This is a genomic window from Pseudomonas trutticola BRTCR10 (genome assembly GCF_056155105.1).
Map to the genome: position 1 here is coordinate 1,343,056 of NZ_CM149552.1, position 16,677 is coordinate 1,359,732.

At 59.9% G+C, this 16,677-nt stretch carries 15 protein-coding genes; 10 read left to right on the forward strand and 5 right to left on the reverse strand.

The genetic code is table 11. The features are described from left to right. The first annotated feature begins 66 nt into the window (after positions 1-66). From tsaB to ACVVH8_RS05790, 5 genes are all read left to right on the forward strand, one after another. Positions 67-741 carry a tRNA (adenosine(37)-N6)-threonylcarbamoyltransferase complex dimerization subunit type 1 TsaB gene (gene tsaB, locus ACVVH8_RS05770; RefSeq protein WP_103303062.1) on the forward strand — a complete coding sequence of 225 codons (675 nt, stop codon included), beginning with the start codon at positions 67-69 and terminating at the stop codon, positions 739-741. 316 nt (positions 742-1,057) lie between these two features. Beyond that, positions 1,058-1,366, forward strand: coding sequence for a hypothetical protein (locus ACVVH8_RS05775; protein WP_103303061.1), 309 nt, complete (start codon positions 1,058-1,060; stop codon positions 1,364-1,366). Beyond that, positions 1,366-2,226: a DUF72 domain-containing protein gene (locus ACVVH8_RS05780; RefSeq protein WP_475228969.1), complete on the forward strand. Its 861-nt coding sequence runs from the start codon at positions 1,366-1,368 to the stop codon at positions 2,224-2,226. Before ACVVH8_RS05775 ends, ACVVH8_RS05780 begins: the two co-directional genes overlap by 1 nt. A 33-nt stretch (positions 2,227-2,259) precedes the next feature. After that, the gene (locus ACVVH8_RS05785) at positions 2,260-3,096 is read left to right on the forward strand and encodes an isocitrate lyase/PEP mutase family protein (protein WP_475228972.1); all 837 of its coding nucleotides are present in this window, start codon (positions 2,260-2,262) and stop codon (positions 3,094-3,096) included. Positions 3,097-3,098: 2 nt separating this feature from the next. Next, positions 3,099-3,791 carry an extensin-like domain-containing protein gene (locus ACVVH8_RS05790; protein ID WP_103303058.1) on the forward strand — a complete coding sequence of 231 codons (693 nt, stop codon included), beginning with the start codon at positions 3,099-3,101 and terminating at the stop codon, positions 3,789-3,791. Positions 3,792-3,794: 3 nt separating this feature from the next. Here ACVVH8_RS05790 and ACVVH8_RS05795 read toward each other — a convergent pair whose 3' ends face one another. Next, positions 3,795-4,415, reverse strand: a complete 621-nt coding sequence (locus tag ACVVH8_RS05795; RefSeq protein ID WP_213027682.1) for an energy transducer TonB — start codon at positions 4,413-4,415, stop codon at positions 3,795-3,797. Between the two features lie 93 nt (positions 4,416-4,508). Here ACVVH8_RS05795 and ACVVH8_RS05800 point away from each other — a divergent pair, with 93 nt between their 5' ends. Then, a complete protein-coding gene (locus ACVVH8_RS05800) occupies positions 4,509-5,291 on the forward strand; it encodes a class I SAM-dependent methyltransferase (protein WP_475228974.1) in 783 nt (260 codons plus the stop codon). A gap of 132 nt (positions 5,292-5,423) precedes the next feature. On the opposite strand, the gene ACVVH8_RS05805 is transcribed toward ACVVH8_RS05800, so the two are convergent. Then, positions 5,424-6,059, reverse strand: a complete 636-nt coding sequence (locus ACVVH8_RS05805) for a TetR/AcrR family transcriptional regulator (RefSeq protein ID WP_213027683.1) — start codon at positions 6,057-6,059, stop codon at positions 5,424-5,426. Positions 6,060-6,153: 94 nt separating this feature from the next. Here ACVVH8_RS05805 and ACVVH8_RS05810 point away from each other — a divergent pair, with 94 nt between their 5' ends. The 3 genes from ACVVH8_RS05810 (at position 6,154) to ACVVH8_RS05820 (ending at position 12,506) form a co-directional block, all read left to right on the forward strand. After that, positions 6,154-7,254 (forward strand): efflux RND transporter periplasmic adaptor subunit, encoded by a 1,101-nt coding sequence (locus tag ACVVH8_RS05810; protein ID WP_475228976.1) that lies wholly within the window; start codon positions 6,154-6,156, stop codon positions 7,252-7,254. Positions 7,255-7,260: 6 nt separating this feature from the next. After that, a complete protein-coding gene (locus tag ACVVH8_RS05815) occupies positions 7,261-10,329 on the forward strand; it encodes an efflux RND transporter permease subunit (protein ID WP_475228979.1) in 3,069 nt (1,022 codons plus the stop codon). A gap of 788 nt (positions 10,330-11,117) precedes the next feature. After that, positions 11,118-12,506, forward strand: coding sequence for a Fic family protein (locus ACVVH8_RS05820; RefSeq protein WP_475231136.1), 1,389 nt, complete (start codon positions 11,118-11,120; stop codon positions 12,504-12,506). Here ACVVH8_RS05820 and ACVVH8_RS05825 read toward each other — a convergent pair. The 3 genes from ACVVH8_RS05825 to plsB form a co-directional block, all read right to left on the reverse strand. Further along, positions 12,503-13,192 carry a DUF4197 domain-containing protein gene (locus tag ACVVH8_RS05825; RefSeq protein WP_315446075.1) on the reverse strand — a complete coding sequence of 230 codons (690 nt, stop codon included), beginning with the start codon at positions 13,190-13,192 and terminating at the stop codon, positions 12,503-12,505. The two genes, ACVVH8_RS05820 and ACVVH8_RS05825, sit on opposite strands and share 4 nt — an antisense overlap. A gap of 27 nt (positions 13,193-13,219) precedes the next feature. Further along, complete coding sequence (locus tag ACVVH8_RS05830; protein WP_475228981.1) at positions 13,220-13,618, reverse strand: YbaY family lipoprotein; 399 nt, start codon at positions 13,616-13,618, stop codon at positions 13,220-13,222. Between the two features lie 108 nt (positions 13,619-13,726). Beyond that, entirely contained in the window at positions 13,727-16,228 is a 2,502-nt protein-coding gene (gene plsB / locus ACVVH8_RS05835) for a glycerol-3-phosphate 1-O-acyltransferase PlsB (RefSeq protein WP_315446073.1), read from the reverse strand. Positions 16,229-16,466: 238 nt separating this feature from the next. On the opposite strand from plsB, the gene ACVVH8_RS05840 reads away from it, so the two are divergent. Beyond that, positions 16,467-16,676, forward strand: coding sequence for a cold shock domain-containing protein (locus tag ACVVH8_RS05840; protein WP_126360609.1), 210 nt, complete (start codon positions 16,467-16,469; stop codon positions 16,674-16,676). Position 16,677: the final 1 nt, after the last annotated feature.

Consider the following 16,677-nt stretch of genomic DNA (forward strand, 5'->3'; position numbering starts at 1 on the left):
CCCGCTTGCGGGCCGTAGTTGTTTATACTGACGCACTTTTTTCCCCACCCTGTTCTGGATACATCGATGAGTACCTTGCTGGCCCTGGACACCGCGACTGAAGCTTGCTCCGTTGCTTTGCTGCATGACGGCAAGGTCACGAGCCATTACGAGGTGATCCCGCGCCTGCATGCGCAGAAGTTGTTGCCGATGATCCAGCAACTGCTGGCCGACGCCGGCACCACGCTGCAAGCGGTGGATGCGATTGCTTTCGGTCGCGGCCCGGGCGCGTTCACGGGCGTGCGGATCGCCATTGGTGTGGTGCAGGGTCTGGCGTTCGCGCTGGATCGTCCGGTGTTGCCGGTGTCCAATCTGGCGGTGCTCGCGCAGCGGGCATTTCGTGAGCATGGCGTGAGTCAGGTCGCGGCCGCGATCGATGCGCGCATGGATGAAGTGTATTGGGGTTGCTACCGCGAGACAGCTGGCGAAATGCGTCTGGTCGGCGCCGAAGCGGTGTTGCCGCCGGAAGTTGCCGCGCTGCCGACCGATGCCAGCGGCGACTGGTTCGGTGCGGGCACTGGATGGGGCTACGGTGAACGCATCGCCGTCAACCTGACCGGCTCCGATGCCGGCATGCTGCCCCACGCTGAAGACTTGCTGACCCTGGCGCGTTTTGCCTGGGAGCGCGGCGAGTCGATTCCCGCGGATGATGCGCAGCCGGTTTACCTGCGCGACAAAGTCGCCACCCCCAAAGCCCGCTGATTCACCCGGATCCTTGCTGTTCACTTGTGGCGAGGGGATTTATCCCCGATGGAGTGCGCAGCGCTCCCTCTGCATTCCTCCAGTGAAACTGCATTATCAGCATGCTGCGCAGCCGGTCGGGGATAAATCCCCTCACCACAAAAAGCCTCCACAAGCTTTTCCCTGAATGAATGCCTTTTCCAAATCCTGCCAATCGTCAGTTTCAAACCCCGCGCTTTAAACCTTTTGCGCTTTATGTGTTCTAGTTATCACTCGGCGGTTTGCTAAGTCGGTCAAGTGCCGCTAAATTGCCATCATCGATACCGAGCATGAATTTATGCGTATAGACGGCCTCTCCTCTCAGTCCTACCCGATCAAGCGCAAGCCTCGCAAAGGCAATCCGGCGCTGGATGAATCCGTCGACGATATCGATGGCGAGGTGGAATTCCCGACTGAAGAGCAACTGGCCGCCCGCGCTGCCAAAGCCTCTGCCCAACGCCTGTCCAATCTGCCTGCCCGTCAGCAAGACATGATTTATCACCGCGCGATGAAAAAGAGCGTAGCCATGGCCCTCGCCAGCTACCTGAGCACCGCCGGTTTTGTCGATTGGGATGCGGACGTGCTGGGCCTCGATCTGTACATCTGATGGATCTGCCTTACTACCTCGGTTGTCCGTCCTGGAGCGAAAACGCCTGGCGCGAGTATCTGTACCCGCAAGACGCCAAAACCTCCGACTTTTTGGGCCTCTACTGCCAGGTGTTCAACGCCGTTGAAGGCAATACGACTTTCTACGCAAGTCCTTCGCCGGCCACCGTGCAGCGTTGGGCCGAAATCATGCCTGCGCATTTTCGCTTTACCGCCAAGTTTCCCGGTGACATCAGCCACAGTGGCGACTTGCGCGATCAACTGACCGCCGCCGACACCTTTGTGCAATTGCTCAAACCGCTTGGCGAGCGTGTAGCGCCGCTGTGGCTGCAACTGTCGAAAAGCTTCACGCCGCAGCGGCTGCCGGAACTGACGGCGTTCATCGATGCGCTGGATTACCCGTTGGCGGTCGAAGTGCGGCATGAACAGTTCTTCGCCAAGGGCGAGAGCGAGCGGCTGCTCAATCGCCTGCTGCTGGACCGTGGCGTCGAGCGTATCTGCCTCGATCCGCGTGCGCTGTTCAGTTGCCTGTCGACCGAGTCTTCGGTGATCCACGCACAATCGAAAAAGCCGCGGGTGCCGACGCGTCCGGCGGCGTTCACGCAGTTCCCGCAAGTGCGCTTCATCGGTCATCCCGAGCTTGAAGCCAACGATCCGTTCCTGGTGCCGTGGGTGGCGAAAATCGCCGAGTGGATCGAAGAGGGCCGCACGCCCTACATCTTCCTGCACACCGCCGACAACCTGTTGGCGGCGAAGCTGGCGCAACGATTTCACGCACAACTGATGCAACGTTTGCCTGGCCTGCCATCTCTGCCTGAGCTATACAGAGAACCCGCCGCGGAGCAACTTGGCCTGCTCTGAGGCGAACTCGTTTTTCTGCCCGGGAGCCTGCCGATGGATGCCTCTGCCCTTCAAGAACAAGTCCGTAAAGCCCAAGCCTTCAAAGCCCTGCATGAGCGCCCGGGGATTTTCGTCATCCCCAATCCGTGGGATGCCGGCTCGGCGAAGATGCTCGCCAGTCTGGGGTATCAGGCATTGGCGACCACCAGCGCCGGTTATGCGTTTTCCCAGGGCAAGGCCGATGGAGCCTTGAGTCTCGATGACACCTTGGCCAACGTCCGCGCGATTGTCGCGGCGACCGATTTGCCGGTGGCGGTGGATCTGGAAAACGGTTTCGCCGATGACCCGGCCGAGTGCGCGAAGAGTTTGCTGCGAGCGGCCGAGGCGGGGGCGGTGGGTGGTTCGATCGAGGACGCCACGGGGCGTGCAGACGCGCCGATCTATTGCTTCGAACACGCCGTGGCGCGCATCGAAGCGGCCGTTGCCGCTGTGCGTACGCTGCCATTTCCATTCCTGCTGACCGCCCGCGCGGAGAACTATCTGCACGGCAATCCTGACATCAACGACACCATCCGCCGCTTGCAGGCTTTTGCCGAGGCCGGCGCCGATGTGCTGTATGCGCCAGGTTTGCGCAGTGCTGAAGAAGTCCTGGCAGTGGTGCGCGCAGTCGCGCCGAAACCGGTCAACGTGTTGATGTCCGGCGGGCTGAAACTGACCGTGCAGCAACTTGAAGAAATCGGTGTGCGGCGGATCAGCACCGGTTCGGCGCTGGCGCTCGCGGCGTTCGGTGAGTTCTTCCGCGCCGCCGAAGAAATTCAGCAGTCCGGCACTTTCGGCTTCACTTCGCAGTCGATGCCGTACGCCAAGGCCAACCAGTTTTTCAAAGGCTGAGCATGGCGCGGTGGATTGCACTGTTTGTGTTGCTGATTGTTGGCGCAGCCGTGGTCAGTGTCTGGCGCGGCTGGCTGGAAGTGCCGCCGCAGTGGAATCCGTGGGCGCCGCTGGATGTGAAAGCCACGCCCAACTGGCTGACCGGTTACAAGCTGATGCGTTTACGCAGCGACCCCGAACTCTGCGCCCAGGCACTGCGCAGCTCGGCGTTGCGCGTGACGCCGCAGTCCGACAGCCCGGATGCCAAGTGTCCGCTGATCGGCGCCTTGCGCGTGCAGGGCGGCGAAGTGGCGCTCAGCAGCAGCTTCCTCGCCAGTTGCCCGTTGGCGGTCGCCTACGCCCTATTCGAACGCCATACCCTGCAACCCGCCGCACAGTCCGTTTACGGCGAGAAAGTCGTGCGCCTCGATCACCTCGGCAGCTTCGCCTGCCGCAATATCTACAACCGCGAAAGCGGCGCACTGAGTCGTCATGCCAGTGCCGATGCGTTGGATATCGCTGGCTTTCGGCTGGCGGATGGCCGAACCATCAGCGTGCTCAAGGACTGGCCCAAGCAGAATCAGGACGCGCAGTTTCTCCGCAAGGTGCGCGACGGCGCCTGCGAAGCGTTCAGTGTGGTGTTGAGTCCGGAATACAACGCTGCCCATCGCAATCACTTTCATGTCGATGTCGGGCGCTGGAGCGTGTGTCGCTGAAGGTCAGGCGGCGATGCGCAGGTTTTGCAAAACGATCGGGCGCGCCCAGCCGTTATCGAAGTCCAGGGCTTTCTGCTGCTCGACGATTTCTTCCGGCGGGAATGGTGGGTACGGCTTCTGCAGCAGATCGAGGTCGAATTCGGCAATCGGCAGGTACAGCGGACGCTTTTGCGGCGCAGCACCCGGTTCCGGAATCGGTTGGCCGTTGTTCATCACGATCGGGCGAACCCAGCTGCTGTCGAAATCCTGCTGCGACTGTTGAGCCTTGAGCTCTTCTGGCGGGAACGGTGGGAACGGCTTGTCCAGCAGCTCCGTTTCGAACTCGGCGATCGGCAGGAACAACGGCTCTGGCGGACGCACTTCGGTTTCGACGACATTGCATTCGCGCTGTTCGATGATGTGCGCGTGCAACTCGCTGCCCACGGTCGGCTCTTCAGTGCTGTTAAGGTCAACCGGTGGAAACTTGCCGCAGGCAGGCACCACTTCACTCGTCTGTTCGGCCAGCGCCTGGGCAAAGAAATCCTGCCACAGGTGACTGACGCCGCTCAGTGCTTGAGTGTTTTGACGGCTGAAATCGCCATGGGGCGAAATGTAGCCAATCGATGTGGGAAGAATGCCTGACATTTTTTTCGGTTGACGCTCAGCTCTGGCAAAATGCGCGTTGATTGGGTTATCGGCGGTTTTTGCCGATCCTTAACTTTTTTGAGCGTGTTTTCCATGATTGAGCAACCCGCGGCCTGCCGCATCCATGTCGAAGCCCTCGGCCCGACGTTTGAAGCGCAAGCCGAGCAGTGGGCCGAACGCCTGGGTCTGCCGTTGCAAGTGACCGACGGCGAATTCGCCTTGCAGGTCGGTGAGCAGGGTTTGCAGCTCCAGCAACTCGGCCCGGATGCACCGGGGCCGGTGCGCGTGGACTTTGTCGAGGGCGGCGCGGCGCATCGGCGGTTGTATGGCGGCGGTAGCGGGCAGATGATCGCCAAGGCTGTCGGCATCGCCCAAGGCGTGCGCCCGCGGGTGCTGGATGCCACGGCGGGATTGGGCAAGGATGCGTTCGTGCTGGCCAGCCTCGGTTGCGAGATGAGCCTGATCGAGCGCCAACCGCTGATCGGTGCGTTACTGGAGGATGGTCTGGCGCGTGGCGCGGAAGATTTCGATGTGGCGCCGATTGTGGCGCGGATGAAATTGCTCAAGGGCAACTCCATCGAGGTCATGCGCAATTGGGAAGGCGAGCCGCCGCAGGTGATCTACCTCGACCCGATGTTCCCCCATCGTGAGAAAACCGCACTGGTGAAGAAGGAAATGCGCCTGTTCCGGCCGCTGGTCGGGGATGATCCGGATGCCCCGGCGCTGCTGGCAGCGGCACTGGCATTGGCGACCCATCGTGTGGTGGTCAAGCGCCCGCGCAAGGCGCCGTGCATTGAAGGGCCTAAGCCGAGTCATGCGCTGGATGGTAAATCCAGCCGGTATGACATCTACCCGAAGAAAGCGCTCAAGCCCTGAGACCGAGTCGCGCCTATCGCTGGCAAGCCAGCTCCCACAGGTTTTGGTGGTGTGCACACAATTTGTGATCGCACTCTGATCCCTGTGGGAGCTGGCTTGCCAGCGATGGCGTCAGTACAGACACCGCAGAAACTAGGGTCTGTAAGCCCGCATAAACAACTCCACCACTTCCCGCACATGGCTCTCTGAAGCCTCTTCGCTCAGCGGCTCGCCGCAGCCATACAACAAGCGAAAATTCCCTGCGCCTTTGATCAGGCAGAAGAAATGCTCGGCCGCATTACGCGGCAGGTCGATGCTCAGTGCGCCCGTCTCGTGGATGCGCGTCAACAACCGCTCCATGCCCTGCACCATGCGCTGCGGGCCCGCTTCAAAGAAGATCAGCGACAGATTCGGATCCTGACTGCCGAGCGCCATGATCAGACGATGCAAATTCACTGATTCATCGCTGTTGATCAGTTGATGAAAGCCCCGCGCAATGTTCAGTAACACATTTTCCACGGCAATGCCTTCGGGCAATTCGAAGAACAGCGGTGGCAGTTGCTCTTCGCATTTGGCCATCACGGCGGCGGAAAACAATGTCTCCTTGTCGTTGAAATGGCTGTAGACCGTCAGCTTCGACACGCCGGCCTCGGCAGCGACCGCGTCCATGCTGGTGTTGGCATAGCCGTGACTCAGAAAAAGAATTTTCGCCGCATCGAGGATCGCCTGGCGCTTTGCCAGATCCTTGGGGCGGCCCGGGCCGTTTGGAGCTGAAAGATTGTTCGACATTTTTCGCTTTTAATACTGGACTGGTGAGTTTGCTATTAATAACATACCGGCCAGTATAATTATTCCAAGCACCATTAGCGAAAGGTCCGTCACCATGTTCCGCCATGCGTTGTCCTTTGCGTTGCCAGCCGGTCTGGCATTTTTATTATCGGCATGCGGTCAGGAAGAGGCGACGCAAGTGGCCGTGCGACCGGCCATGGTGGTGCAGCCAGAGCCTTCGGCGCAGGCGATGGAAAGTTATCCGGGCGAAGTCCGCGCCCGTTACGAGCCGAGTCTGGCGTTCCGCATCGGTGGCAAAGTCAGCCGACGACTGGTCGACGAAGGCCAGCGCGTGAAGGCCGATCAGCCACTCGCCGAACTCGATCCGCAGGATGTGCGACTGCAACTGGAAGCCACCCGCGCCCAAGTCGCTGCTGCCGAAGCCAATCTGAATCTGGTGCGCGCCGAGCGTGATCGCTACAAGACCCTGATGGATCGGCAGATGGTCAGCCGCTCCGCGTACGACAACGCCGAGAATCTCTACCGCTCCGGCGAAGCCCGCCTCAAGCAAATCAAAGCCGAATTCAACGTGTCGACCAATCAGGCCAGTTACGCGGTTTTGCGTGCGCCACAGGATGGCGTGGTGGCCCAGCGTTCGGTGGAAGTCGGCCAGGTCGTCGCGGCCGGGCAAACCGTATTCACCCTCGCCACAGACGGCGAGCGTGAAGTGTTGATCAGCCTGCCGGAACAGAGTTTTGGCCGCTTCAAGGTCGGGCAACCGGTGACGGTCGAGTTGTGGACGCAGCAGAACCAGCGTTTTGCCGGGCAGATCCGCGAGCTGTCTCCCGCCGCCGATCCGCGCTCCCGAACCTTCGCCGCACGCATCTCTTTCACCAGCGGCAAAGTCCCGGCCGAGCTCGGTCAGAGCGCCCGGGTGTTCGTGCAGTCAGCCGATGTCGTGCCGCTGTCCGTGCCACTGTCGGCGCTGACCGCTGAAAACGGCGCGACCTACGTCTGGGTGGTCAACGCCAACAACACGCTGAAGAAAACGCCCGTGCGCGTCGGCCCGTTCGGCGAGAAAACCGTGCCGGTGCTCGAAGGTTTGAACGCCAGCGATTGGGTGGTCGCCGCAGGTGTGCATGTGCTGCTCGAAGGGCAGCAGGTGCGTCCCGTGGATCGCTCCAACCGTGTGGTCAATCTGGCGGACAAGGAGTAAGTTCCGATGCGCTTCAACCTTTCCGAATGGGCGTTGCGTAATCGCCAGATCGTACTGTTCGTGATGCTTTTGCTGGCGATCGTCGGTGCGTTGTCCTACACCAAACTGGGTCAGAGTGAAGACCCGCCATTCACCTTCAAGGCCATGGTCATCCAGACCCGTTGGCCTGGTGCGACCGCGCAGGAAGTTTCGCGCCAGGTCACCGAGCGTATCGAAAAGAAGCTGATGGAAACCGGTGAGTACGAACGTATTGTTTCGTTCTCGCGTCCCGGTGAGTCGCAGGTCACCTTTATTGCCCGCGATTCGATGCATTCCAAGGAAATCCCCGACCTCTGGTATCAGGTGCGCAAGAAAGTCGGCGACATCCGCCAGACCTTGCCGCCGGGCATTCAGGGACCATTCTTCAACGATGAATTCGGCACCACGTTCGGCAATATCTACGCGTTGACCGGCGACGGTTTCGACTACGCTGTGCTCAAGGATTACGCCGATCGCATCCAGATTCAGCTGCAACGGGTCAAGGATGTCGGCAAGGTCGATCTGCTCGGTTTGCAGGACGAAAAGATCTGGGTCGAACTGTCCAACGTCAAACTCGCCACCCTCGGCTTGCCGCTGGCGGCGGTGCAGCAGGCGCTGGAAGAGCAGAACGCGGTATCCACTGCCGGCTTCTTCGAAACCAGCAGCGAGCGATTGCAGCTACGGGTTTCGGGGAATTTTCAGACAGTCGATGAGATAAAAAACTTTCCGATCCGGGTCGGCGATCGTACGTTCCGCATCTCCGATGTTGCCGACGTGCGTCGCGGTTTCAATGATCCACCGGCGCCGCGCATGCGTTTCATGGGCGAAGACGCAATCGGTCTGGCCGTGGCGATGAAGGACGGCGGCGACATTCTGGTGCTGGGTAAAGCGCTGGAAGGCGAGTTCTCGCGCATCCAGAAAAACCTCCCGGCCGGCATGCAGTTGCGCAAGGTTTCCGATCAGCCTGCGGCGGTGAAAACCGGGGTTGGCGAGTTCGTCCAGGTGCTGGTCGAAGCGTTGGCGATTGTGTTGCTGGTGAGTTTTTTCTCCCTCGGCGTGCGCACCGGCATGGTCGTCGCGCTGACGATTCCGCTGGTGCTGGCGATGACCTTCGCCTGCATGTATTACCTCGGCATCGGCCTGCACAAGATTTCCCTTGGCGCGTTGGTGCTGGCGCTGGGGCTGCTGGTGGACGACGCGATCATTGCCGTGGAAATGATGGCGATCAAAATGGAGCAGGGCTTCGACCGGATCCGCGCGGCGAGCTATGCCTGGACCAGCACGGCGTTTCCTATGCTCACCGGAACGCTGATCACCGCCGCAGGTTTCCTGCCGATTGCCACGGCGCAGTCGGGCACCGGCGAATACACCCGGTCGATCTTTCAGGTAGTGACCATTGCGCTGCTCGCGTCATGGGTGGCGGCGGTGATGTTCGTGCCGTATCTGGGGGAAAAGCTCCTGCCGGATCTGGCGAAAATTCATGCGGCCAAACACGGCACGGCTGATGGTCAGCCGGATCCTTACGGCACGCCGTTCTATCAGCGGGTTCGTCGTTTGGTCGAGTGGTGCGTGGCTCATCGCAAGACCGTCATCGTGCTGACAGTCGGGCTGTTTATCGCCTCGGTGATGTTGTTCCGCTTCGTGCCGCAGCAATTCTTCCCGGCTTCAAATCGGCTGGAACTGATGGTTGATCTGAAACTGGCTGAAGGCGCTTCGCTGGCGAACACCACGGCTGAGGTCAAGCGCCTTGAAGCGATGCTCAAGGAGCACGCCGGTATCGACAATTATGTGGCGTATGTCGGTACGGGCTCGCCGCGTTTTTATCTGCCGCTCGATCAGCAGTTGCCCGCAGCGAGCTTTGCGCAATTTGTGGTGCTGGCGAAAAACATCGAGGAGCGTGAAGCGTTGCGCACCTGGCTGATCGACACACTTAACGAACAGTTCCCGGCACTGCGCTCGCGGGTCACGCGCTTGGAAAACGGTCCGCCGGTTGGCTATCCGGTGCAGTTCCGTGTCACTGGCGAGCACATCGAGGAAGTCCGTGCTTTGGCGCGCAAGGTTGCGGCCAAGGTTCGCGAGAATCCGCATGTGGTTAACGTGCATCTGGATTGGGAGGAGCCGAGTAAGGTTGTGTACCTGAACATTGATCAGGATCGCGCCCGGGCGCTTGGCGTTAGCACGGCCAATCTGGCGAAGTTTCTGCAGAGTTCGTTGACCGGGTCCAGCGTCAGTCAGTATCGCGAAGACAATGAGTTGATCGAGATTCTGCTGCGCGGCACGGTGCATGAGCGCACCGAGCTGTCGTTGTTGCCGAGTCTGGCGGTGCCGACGGATAACGGTCGCAGTGTGGCGTTGTCGCAGATCGCCACGCTGGAATACGGCTTTGAGGAAGGCATTATCTGGCACCGTAATCGTCTGCCGAACGTGACTGTGCGGGCGGACATTTATGGCAAGGAGCAGCCGGCGACGCTGGTCAAGCAGATCATGCCGACGCTGGATTCGATTCGCGCTGAGTTGCCGGATGGTTATCTGCTGGATGTCGGCGGCACGGTGGAGGATTCGGAGCGCGGGCAGAAGTCGGTGAATGCCGGGGTGCCGATGTTCATTGTCGTGGTGCTGACGCTTTTGATGGTGCAGTTGCGCAGTTTTTCGCGTACGGCGATGGTGTTTTTGACGGCGCCGTTGGGGTTGATCGGGGTGACGTTGTTTTTGATGGTGTTCCGGCAGCCGTTCGGGTTTGTGGCGATGTTGGGGACGATCGCGTTGTCCGGGATGATCATGCGTAATTCGGTGATTCTGGTGGATCAGATCGAGCAGGATATTGCTTCTGGGCTTAAGCCTTGGCAGGCGATTATCGAGGCTACGGTGCGGCGGTTTCGGCCGATTGTGTTGACGGCTCTGGCGGCGGTTTTGGCGATGATTCCTTTGTCGCGGAGTGTGTTTTTTGGGCCTATGGCGGTGGCGATCATGGGGGGGTTGATTGTTGCGACTGCGCTGACGCTGTTGTTTTTGCCTGCTTTGTATGCGGCTTGGTTCAGGGTTCGGCGGGAGGGTTGATCTTTGGTTTGACGTGGCGGCCTTCGGGCCGACCAGGTTCTTGGGTTTTGGGTGAATATCCGTTTCTGCGGGTGTTGCCGCTGGCGGTTTCGCTCTTACAGCGAGTCACCTTTTCCAAACGCCGAAAAGGTAACCCAAAAGGCTTTGCCCTGACGTTCGGCCCTCGCTGTGGCTCGGGTCCCTTCGTTACGGGATTGATCCGGGGGCATCGCCTCCGGTTTGCTTCGCTGCACCTCCTCTCGATGTGTTCGACTTCGTCGAACGGTCGCTGCGCTCCCCCCCCCCGGATCAATCCCTCCACTCAGCCTGCCGACGGGCTCTAAGATCAAAAGCCGCAGCCGAGCTAACGCTCATCCTGTTGAGTGGTGAGAGCAGAAGCGATCTGCTCTTGCTCTTCTGTAGCCTGCTCGCGAAGGCGGCCTGACAGCCGACCTGTTGCTCGCAGATGTGCGCAATCCAACTGTAGGAGCGAGCCTGCTCGCGATGACGGCCTGACAGCCGCCCCATTTCTATCTGAACGCACCCAATCCAAATTGTGGGAGCTGGCTTGCCAGCGATGACGGCCCGCCAGCCGCCCCATTTCTATCTGAACGAACCCAATCCAAATTGTGGGAGCTGGCTTGCCAGCGATGGCGGCCTGCCAGCCGCTCCATTTCTATCTGAATACCCTTGGCCCGTTCTGCCTCCGTCACTTCCTACATCTTTTTCAGAAAGCTCCGATATTGAGCCTCGGCGCCTCGGATGCTGTACTCCAGCCTCTGCTTTCCAGCGTTCCTGAGTTTGTCTTGATGAAAAAGCCGCCAGCATTGAAGGGCAGAACTGACCGGGTGTTCGACTTATTGGTGCGTCCGCCTCACAAGCAACGTTTGGCGGATTATCTCGCGTTGCTCAAGCCGCTCGATGATCAAGGGCGTTATCTGCCCTTTGAAGCGTTGCGCTTTCGCTGGGCGGCGGGGCTGGATGTCAATTTGTGTTGGGCTCTTGTCAAGAAGGCGCGGGTTGCGCAGTACGTCGATTTGCTGCCGTTGGGAGAGCCGTTGCAGTGGGGCAAGTATTTGCTGACGCCGTTGGCGCAGAGAACCCTGTCGATTGTGGATCGGCAAACGACCAGTGCCGCGCTGGACTACATGACCAGTCAGATCGGCGAGCGGGCGCATTTCAGTTATTTGCTGAATGATCTGATCGAGGACGAAGCGATCGCCAGCAGTCAGCTGGAAGGTGCTGCGACGACCACGCGTGTGGCCAAGGACATGCTCAGGCGTCAGCGCCAGCCGCGTACGCCGGACGAGCGTATGGTCATGGGTAACTACCGGATGATGAATTTCGCCTGGGAAAAACGCTACGAACCTTTGAGTGTCGAGTTGATCAGCGCGATGCATCGGGTTGGCGTCGAGGGGATTGATGACGAGCAGTATTCTCCCGGTATGTTCAGGGCGAATGATGAAGTGGTTGTTCAGGACGGTGCAGGCAACACTGTGCATCGGCCGCCACCCGCCACCGGGCTGGTCTTGCGGCTGGAGCGGCTTTCGCAGTGGATCAATCTTGCCCATGAATTACCTCACCACAAGAACTATCTGCATCCGCTCATCAAGGCGATCACGCTGCACTTTGCCTTGGGCTATGAGCATCCGTTTCGTGACGGTAATGGCCGGGTCGCGAGGGCGTTGTTTTATTGGTTCATGTTCAAGAACGAGTTCGCGGCGTTTCGCTACATTGCGATCAGTCTGTTGTTGCGTAATGCGCCGGTGAAGTATGGACGCTCATATCTGCATACCGAGGCGGATGAGCTGGATCTGACCTACTTCATCGAGTTCCAGTGCTCGGTGATTGTGCGGGCGGTGAGCCGTTTTGATGAGGCCTGGCGCAAGAGCGTGGCGTTCAGCGAGGACTTCGAGCAATGGCTGACGGGGGCGGGATTCTTTGAGCGGCTGACGGAGCCGCAGCGGTCGCTGTATCAGGCTGCCAAGAACGGCGTGGCGAAGGAGTTTACGGCAGGCAATGTGATGGAGCATCTTGGCTGCTCTTGCAATTCAGCGATGTCGACGCTCAACGGGCTGGTCGAGTTGCAGATTTTCGAGAAGAGAAAAATGGGCTCCGAGTGGGTGTTCTTCTTGCACATTGCCAATGAATTGAAAAACGGGAGCGAGCGATCTCGCTCCCGTTCGGAGTCGGCTTAAAGGGTGCCAAACACCTTCTTCGCCAGACTCGTCGCCGCAGCGGCCGGGTTTTTGCGAAGGGTTTCTTCCTGTTTGCCGATCATTTCAAACAAGCCGTTGAGCGCTTGTTCGGTGACGTAGTTTTCGACGTTGGCGCTCTTCGCGTCCACCACACCAAAGGTCGCGGCCTGGCCGGCGAAGGCGTTGTATTTCTGCGCTACGCCGACCTTGTCGGTCGCCTGTTTGACGATCGGCAGGAACTTGGCGCGGATCTGTTCGCGGCTGGATTTGTCGAGGTATTGGGTGGCCGAGTCGCTGCCGCCGCTGAGGATGCCTTTGGCGTCGGCCACGCTCATTTTCTTCACGGCGTCGACGAGGATTGGCTGGGCCTGGGTTACGGCGGTTTCCGCAGCCTTGTTCATCGCGGTTTCCAGTTCTTCGACCTGGGCGCCCATGCCGAAGGCTTTCATTTTGCTGGCGGCTTTACCGAGTTTGCCCGGCAGTTCGATCTTCACCTCAGGGTTATTGCTGAAACCGCCCGGGGTGCCCAGTTGTTTGACGGCCAGTTGCGCGCCTTGGGTCAGGGCGTCCTTGAGGCCGCCGGTGGCGTCTTGTTGCGACAGATCGTTGAGCGACAGGGCCATGGCGCTGGCGGAGATCATCAGGCCCGCGCAGAGGCCGGCGAAGCGAAGGGTAGGGCGGAGCATGGCGGCTTCCTTGTTGCAGAAAATGAATTAACGAACGGCGTCGACGCGGATTTTCAGCGGCTGCGGATCGTTGCCGTCGAGTTGCACGGCGTGGTTTTCGGTGGTGATGAACATCAACTCACCGTTGACCTCAATGCGCGCGCTGACCGAGTAGCGGTGGCCGGGTTTGACCTGCGCCGGATCGTAGCTCAAGTGGAACGGCAGTGGCACCTGGCCTTTGACCGGGCCTTTCTGTTCGTCGAGTACGACGGCTGGTGCGTCGGCCAGCGAAACGTCTTGCAGGCTTACGCTCAGGGTCGCGCTCGGTGGCAGGGCGATGCGTTGCAGATAGAACACTTCGCCGTCGAGGCTGGTTTTGCCGGCGGGGGTGGTCGATTGGCAGGCGCTGAGCAGGGTAGCGGCAGCGAGAACGGTCAGTTTTTTCATGGCAAATCTCCTTTCAATGCAGGAGTGAGCCTGCTCGCGATGGCGGTTCAACATCTCTGTTGTCTGCCCCAGCGTTTTCGCGAGCAGGCTCACTCCTACAGGTTTTCATCAGGCTTCGGGCTGTATGGCCGGTTGATCGGCCGCATCTTCACTGCGATGCAGCGCGACCTGACGGATCGACAAACGAATCTCCGCCGGCAACACACGTTTGGCCGCGCCTTCGGCCAGTTCGCCGAGCAGTTCGTGGTAGCTCAGTTTGCCGGCTTCGTCGCGACGCAGCACGTCGAGGTCGAGCAGGGTCTGGATGAAGTGGCGGAACAGGCTCTTGTCGAAGAACTCCGGAGCGTTGAGGCCGTGGAGGATCGACAGGCGCTGGGCCATGACCGTGCAGAGGTCTTCCAGTTCTTCGGCACTGACGCTGTTCTGGCCGGCGTTGAGCAGCAGCGAGACGGTCATGTAGAAACGTTGCAGGGTCTGCGCAATGCTCTTCGACAGCAGGGTCAGCAGCACGAAATGCCGCGAGCTCGGTGCCGGACGCAGGTACACGTCTTTCTCGAAGCGCAGCAGGCCTTGTTCGACGAATGCTTCCAGCCATTGATCGACCACCGCATCGAGTTCGTCCAGGCTCCAGCGGATGAACAGCTCCGACTGCAAGTACGGATACAGCGCGCGGGTGTAACGCAGGATCTGTTCGCGGCTCATGCGCGAGGTGCTCTGGAAGAAGCTCGCCAGCAGCGATGGCAGGGCGAAAATGTGCAGCACGTTGTTGCGGTAGTAGGTCATCAGGACGGCATTTTGCTCGTCCAGATAGAGAATCTTGCCCAGCGCATCGTTTTGTTCGGACAGCAGATCCATGTCCTTCACATGCTCGATCAGCGCGCGACCATCGCCTTCCGGCAATGTGGTGTGCGGCGAGTACGGGACCTTGCGCAGCAGGGCCAGATACAGATCCAGTACCCGCGCCATCGCCCGATCATCCAGCGCCAGACGGCTGGTCGACAGCAGCGCCAGGGCCACCAGGTTGACCGGGTTGATCGCCGCCGCTTCGTTCAGATGCTGCGCGACTTTTTCGCCGAGGCGGTTGGTGGTTTCGTTGAGCCACGCCGGTTTGTACTGCGGGCCAAGTTCCTGCTGGCGCCAGTCCGGTTGTTCGGCGTCGAGGAACTCCGCCAGTTTGATCGGCTCGCCGAAGTTCACCGCGACCTGACCGAAGCGCTGTTTGAGCGCGCCGATGACTTTGAAGATGTCGAAGATCGACTCTTTCTTCTTGCTCGCGCCACGCAGTTCGCCGAGGTAGGTGCGACCTTCAAGTACGCGCTCATAGCCGATGTACACCGGCACAAACACGATCGGCATGCGCGACGAACGCAGGAAGCTGCGCATGGTAATGGCGAGCATCCCGGTTTTCGGTTGCAGCATGCGTCCGGTGCGCGAGCGACCGCCTTCGACGAAGTACTCGACCGGAAAACCTTTGGTGAACAGGGTGTGCAGGTATTCGTTGAACACCGAGGTGTACAGCGGATTGCCCTTGAACGTGCGGCGCATGAAGAACGCGCCGCCACGGCGCAGCAGGCTGCCGATCACCGGCATGTTCAGGTTGATCCCGGCGGCGATGTGCGGCGGGGTCAGGCCGTTGCGGAACAGCAAATACGAGAGCAGCAGGTAGTCGATGTGGCTGCGGTGGCACGGCACGTAGATCACTTCGTGACCCTGGGCGACCTTTTGCACGCCTTCGATGTGGTTGACCTTGATGCCGTCGTAGATTTTGTTCCAGAACCAGCTCAGCACCACTTCAAGGAAGCGGATCGCAGTGTAGGTGTAGTCCGAGGCGATCTCGTTGCCGTAGCGCAGGGCCTGGGCTTTGGCTTTTTCCGGCGAGATGTTTTCGCGCTCGGCTTCGTCGAGGATCGCTTGCTTGACCAGCGGCTGGTTGAGCAGGCCTTTGACCAGGTTGCGGCGGTGGGAAATGTCCGGACCGATCACTGCCGCTTTCAGATTGCGGAAGTGTACGCGCAGGATCCGCTGGGCCATGCGCACGGTGCGTTCGTGGCCCTTGTTGTGTTCGATCAGCTCGCGCAGGTGGATCGGCGCGGAGAATTGCACGCGGGTTTTACGCCCGAGGACGATGATGCTCAGCAGGCGACGCAGACGGCCGGTGACGGCCCAGCTGTCGGCGAACAACAATTTCCAGGGACTGTTTTCACTGTCCGGCGATTGGCCCCAGAACACGCTGACCGGAATGATCTGTGCGTCTTCGGCAGCGTTCTGCGTGAGCGCGCTGACCAGCCGTGTCAGGGTCGGCGGCGCACCGCGTTTGTCCTGACGGCCGAGCCAGTCCGGGTCCGGGGTCAGATAGAAGAATGCGGCGGGCTCGATCAGCGAACCCACTGACACCGGCAGCACCGGACGCGGCAGGCCGGCCTTGGTGCACTCGGTATCGACCACCGCCAGATCGGTCAGCGATGGATTTTGCAGGACGTAGAACACCGGACGACTGCGGTCGAGGTTGAGGGTGAACGACGACTGGTTGATCGTCTCGGAGCGAACCCAGAGATACAACAGTCGGCGCAAGGTGCCAAACACAAGACGGCGGAACGGGGAACGGGTCATACGGCTTCTGCGTGAGTGGATAAAACCGAGCAGGTGCTCGGGCGGTGGCTAGTGTGCCGGATTCATCGAAAATCGGCAAAAAAGCGGCGAAGTAATCTCCTGTTGAGAGTTTTGCCGCCTGTCATATACTCGGCGATCTGCCGCCGGGGCCCTTTTATGGACGTCGGACGCAGGCTGACGTTCCTCAAAGGCTTTCCTGCGAAAAGCCTGTTCAATAATAAAAAAGGAGTATGAACAGATGGCAACACGTGAAACCGGCAACGTGAAGTGGTTCAACGACGCCAAGGGCTATGGCTTCATTCAGCGCGAGGACGGGGTGGACGTGTTCGTGCACTACCGCGCGATTCGTGGCGAAGGGCATCGGTCACTGACGGAAGGTCAGCAGGTCGAGTACGCGGTGATCACCGGCGACAAGGGTTTGCAGGCTGAGGATGTTGTAGGTCTGTGAT